4 protein-coding genes are annotated in these 4066 nt (G+C 29.3%); 1 reads left to right on the forward strand and 3 read right to left on the reverse strand.

Features of this window, described 5'->3' with window-relative positions; translation table 11 throughout:
- The 3 genes from ACOYLP_RS11160 to ACOYLP_RS11170 all read right to left on the reverse strand — a co-directional run.
- Nucleotides 1-1631: KAP family P-loop NTPase fold protein (locus ACOYLP_RS11160; RefSeq protein ID WP_422856247.1), on the reverse strand; the 1631-nt coding region annotated here is incomplete at its 3' end.
- A gap of 101 nt (nucleotides 1632-1732) precedes the next feature.
- On the reverse strand, nucleotides 1733-2194 hold the full coding sequence (locus ACOYLP_RS11165; RefSeq protein WP_422856248.1) for a hypothetical protein: 462 nt from the start codon (nucleotides 2192-2194) through the stop codon (nucleotides 1733-1735).
- A gap of 72 nt (nucleotides 2195-2266) precedes the next feature.
- On the reverse strand, nucleotides 2267-2623 hold the full coding sequence (locus ACOYLP_RS11170; RefSeq protein WP_422856249.1) for a hypothetical protein: 357 nt from the start codon (nucleotides 2621-2623) through the stop codon (nucleotides 2267-2269).
- A 128-nt stretch (nucleotides 2624-2751) separates the two neighbouring features.
- On the opposite strand from ACOYLP_RS11170, the gene ACOYLP_RS11175 reads away from it, so the two are divergent.
- Nucleotides 2752-3978 carry a hypothetical protein gene (locus ACOYLP_RS11175; RefSeq protein ID WP_422856250.1) on the forward strand — a complete coding sequence of 409 codons (1227 nt, stop codon included), beginning with the start codon at nucleotides 2752-2754 and terminating at the stop codon, nucleotides 3976-3978.
- The last annotated feature ends 88 nt before the right edge of the window (nucleotides 3979-4066 follow it).

Below are 4066 nucleotides of genomic sequence, written 5' to 3' on the forward strand. Positions count from 1 at the left end.
CCTGTTTTAGAAGGATCATTACAATAAATAGTTTGAATTGACTTTCCACCTTTACCTTCAATCCATCTATAAAAAGAGGTCACCGTTTTAGCAAAATTTATCTTCTGTCCAATGGTTTCAAGATTGTTATTGATAGGTTCAAAAATTGATTCCCATAATGCTATTGCTTGTTTATTACAATTGGAAGCAATTAATTGTTCTTTCTTTGCATCTAAACCATTATATCGTATCTTACTTTTTCCTATTTGTATAATGTTTTGTTTAGACTCTTGGCTGTCATCAATTGATGTTATTGCTGCAAATTCTAACGCATCATTTATTATTTCATTAAAATTACCTTTGAAAGTTTCTTTAAGACTATTTAATAACTCTAGTACATTAAATACTTTGCTTTTTAAATAAGTATCTGATTGACAAAATCCCCAAATGACTTTTTCCCATTCTTCATCAAGCAATTCGTTTTCACCATATTTAGCTATTTTTTCTTCAATTCCTTCCCAAACTAAATTATGTTTTGCAGCAAAAGATTTATCCCAATCATAATATATAGGGTTGATGGCAATATACTTAAATATCTTAGGATAAGAAATTTGAATCCCTAATAGCGCAAATAACATTAATTCAACTTGTTCGTGATTATCTAAATTAGTTTCATCATTTTCATCTGTTAATGTTCTAATGGTGTTTAATAAACTAAAAGTATTTAAAAAACGTTTTAAACTTCTGGGATTATATCCAACACTCAGTTGAACAACATCTAGATAGGTTTTCATTTTTTCGTCACTTAATTTTAAACCAAAATTTTGAAGTTTTTCTTTTAAAAAATTATTAATATCATAAGTCCCTATTGGCATACTAAATGGGACTTGAATTATTTTGTCAAAAAAAGACCTAAATTCTCTTTCATTTTCATCTGTTTTTTTTCCAAATTTGCTTTCAAGCCCTTTAACCACAACATCATAATCTATTGCAAGCACAAAAATGCAATTTTGTAAGTCAAAAATATTTTTTAATGATTCTAATACCTCGACTGCATCTGTTGGATTGATTCTATCCAAATCATCTACAAAAAAAACCACTCTTTCGTATTTGTTTTTTGGGTCATTTATTAATTGATTGATAACATCGCTAATGTCTTTTTTAACTTCTGCAATTTCAGCTTTCGCAAGTATAGATTCAGAAGTATTATTTTCTATTGCTGATTTTAAATCAACTCCAACTTGATTTACAACTGCTTGATTTATTAAGTTTCCAAAAAACCTTCCAACCTTTTTTATTTTATTTTCAACATCGCTACCTTTCGGCCAATCGTTTCCGCAGGTTTCTTTTAAATCAAACAATAATCCATTCAATATAGCAGGAGTAGTTTCCTTTACACCCCTAAACAAACTGTATTCCCAAGTGTTTACCCATGACGTTGCAACATTTTCCTTCGATAACTCCTCACGAATCATGCACATCATAGATGTTTTACCAGTTCCCCATTCACCTTGCAAACCTATTGTTATAGGTGTGTCACTATTTAAAATAAATTTTGAAAGTGCATTTATGTAACGAGATACGTCAAGTTGATCTTGTTCATTTTTTTCAATTGGTTTGTCTTTAATTGAAATGGCATTAATTTTATTCATATTGCTTGTCTTTTAGCGTTTTAAGATTTTTTTCGAGAACTTTCAATTTGAATCTTATAAGATGCAATGTGGTTTCTTTGTGAATGAATTAATGGCATACTTTATTTTTTAGAGTAGTATTCTTCTAATGTTTTACAATTTTCTGATTTTAACCAATCTTCTATTGAATTATGTCCTCGCTCTTTACACCAATCTTTTAAATCTTCTTTTCTTGAAGCCTGGCCAAGTGTGTATTTATTATTTACGCAATAGGTATCATATTCATTGACAACTTGAACTGTTAAACCAAAATGAGCATCAATCAATTTTTCAAATTCATCAATAGTCATTGATACTTTAATTTTTAAATCTTCATTTGAAGATTTAATATCTTTACTCGTTATTTGATTTAAGGCAGCTAAAGTTAGCTCTTCATCAGCCAATTGTTTGCCTTTATAAACTCTTAGTGTAAGTCCAAAATTATTTTTAAAATCAGCTTTAAGACTTCTAATCTTTTTGTTTGGTGCTAAATGAAAATCTTTAGCTTTGAATTTATCGGTAATATTTGAAATAAAATCGAACATATTATTTTAGTTTTAAATTAAAAAAAACCAAATGTAAATTTGGTTTTTTTGATGAATTAGTTATCATTGATATTATACAAACGAAACAAAACCTTCTTCTTTAGCCGTTTCATTCTGTTCTGCTAATGTTCTGGTATCTGCCTCTCCTTTTGTATTGTGAATTCTTCCATCTGCTGATTTACAAACAACTTGAATATTAATTCCAAAATTTTCCATAAATCGTTTCTCCAAGCTTCCTACAGTTAGATTACCTACGATAGATAGTTCACCACCGTTTTTCTCTCTAACCTCGGATAGATTTTTTTCAATGTCAATAGGATGATTGTTCGCTTTCTTGAATACTAAAGACAAATAATTAAATTTTTCTGAAAATTCATGAACAATAGTTTTAACTTTTTTGTGACCTGTCATTGTGATTTCTGTTGCCATAGATACTGTATGATTAAATTTAAATTTGTTAAAAATACTATTCTTCTCTTTAAATTTATATTGCAAGTTATTGCAACTTCACTTTAAAAAAGGTTTACAATTATATTTGTGCTGTCATAACATAAAAAATGAACCAACAAAGTCCTTATTTAAATGCACTTTGCAACCAACTGGAAACCCAATTGGGATTTAAAATAAAGAATATTGCCAATGCTGGAAAGTGTTCGGAAGTATTGGCTTTAGAAAAGTTATTTATTTCACCGCATACTATAGCGCGAATGTATGGCGTGGTAAAACCTTTTAGAACTCCATATAAAGATACTTTAAATGTAGTTGCGCGGTATTTGAAATATGACGATTGGGAAGATTTTTGTAACAATCTAACTAATGTTCCTTTTGATCCCAACTATTTTCTTACCGAAGCCTCTGATGGGTTTTCGTTAGCGGTTTTGCAATTGGCATTAGCTAATGAAGATTTTGAGGCCTTGCACCTTGTATTAGAAAAAGCAAAAGAAAATGAAAACGAAGCCGTTTTGTTTACAGCAGCCGAATTAATTGGGGCTTATATTCGCAAAAGTAAAAAGCAGAAAGAATTACTTCAATTATTAGCAGATAGCAGTTTTTGTCATATCTTTTATTATGAATGCTATGTAGATGAAGACAATGAAGGAAATTATTTTTTAGATGCTTTACTACATCATTATTTGCCAAATGTTACCAATGATTACAGAAAACTGTTTGTCAATTGTTTTATCATTAGTCAAACAGCACACAAAGAACAAAAACTGTCACCGTACTATAAAGAATTTCAAAAACTAACAGCACAACTAGATAAAGAGAAATGCCATTTTCATGAACTTTCTAGATGGATAGAATGCTTAATACTCATAGATGGTTATAAAGGCCTACTCCATAATACCTGGAGGGATCATGTTACTGAGATATTAGCTTTATTAGTTGGTTACAAGGCCAACGAAAAAGCATGGTTAATCTCCAGATCATTGAAAGCCTTGTTACTATTCGGGTTTAAAGAAGAATTGTTCAACCATGAGGAATTAAATAAGACAATCGATATACTAATCAAGAACCAAAAGAAAGAATTACATAGCATAGCTTTATATGTGATTCAATTGTATTGGATTAGCAAATCGATATATTTTAAAAGTAAAATGATTTACAATCCTTTCCGAATTCACAACATCTTGTTTCAAAATGAAAGCTACGAAAAAACAGCTATTGAGTTTGCCATTGCCTCATTTTTTGCCACCGGTGAAAATGAAAATATACTTGCTTCAAATCTTAAAGACTATTGTGAAGAAAAAGGAGTGCATTGGGTGATCAAATTGTTGGAATAGTTTTTTTTAATTACACATTTGTTTTTCTTAATAACTATTTTTTTAAACTAAAAAATAGAATTTCACTTTTTGTTTATTATTTTTGATT

This window comes from Flavobacterium sp. (assembly GCF_049318325.1).
GTDB lineage: Bacteria > Bacteroidota > Bacteroidia > Flavobacteriales > Flavobacteriaceae > Flavobacterium.

Excerpts from the sequence above, each read along its gene's own strand:
- ACOYLP_RS11170 (WP_422856249.1), bottom strand. The coding sequence starts at position 2,623 with ATGGCAACAGAAATCACAATGACAGGTCACAAAAAAGTTAAAACTATT.
- ACOYLP_RS11175 (WP_422856250.1), top strand. The coding sequence starts at position 2,752 with ATGAACCAACAAAGTCCTTATTTAAATGCACTTTGCAACCAACTGGAA.
- ACOYLP_RS11165 (WP_422856248.1), bottom strand. The coding sequence starts at position 2,194 with ATGTTCGATTTTATTTCAAATATTACCGATAAATTCAAAGCTAAAGAT.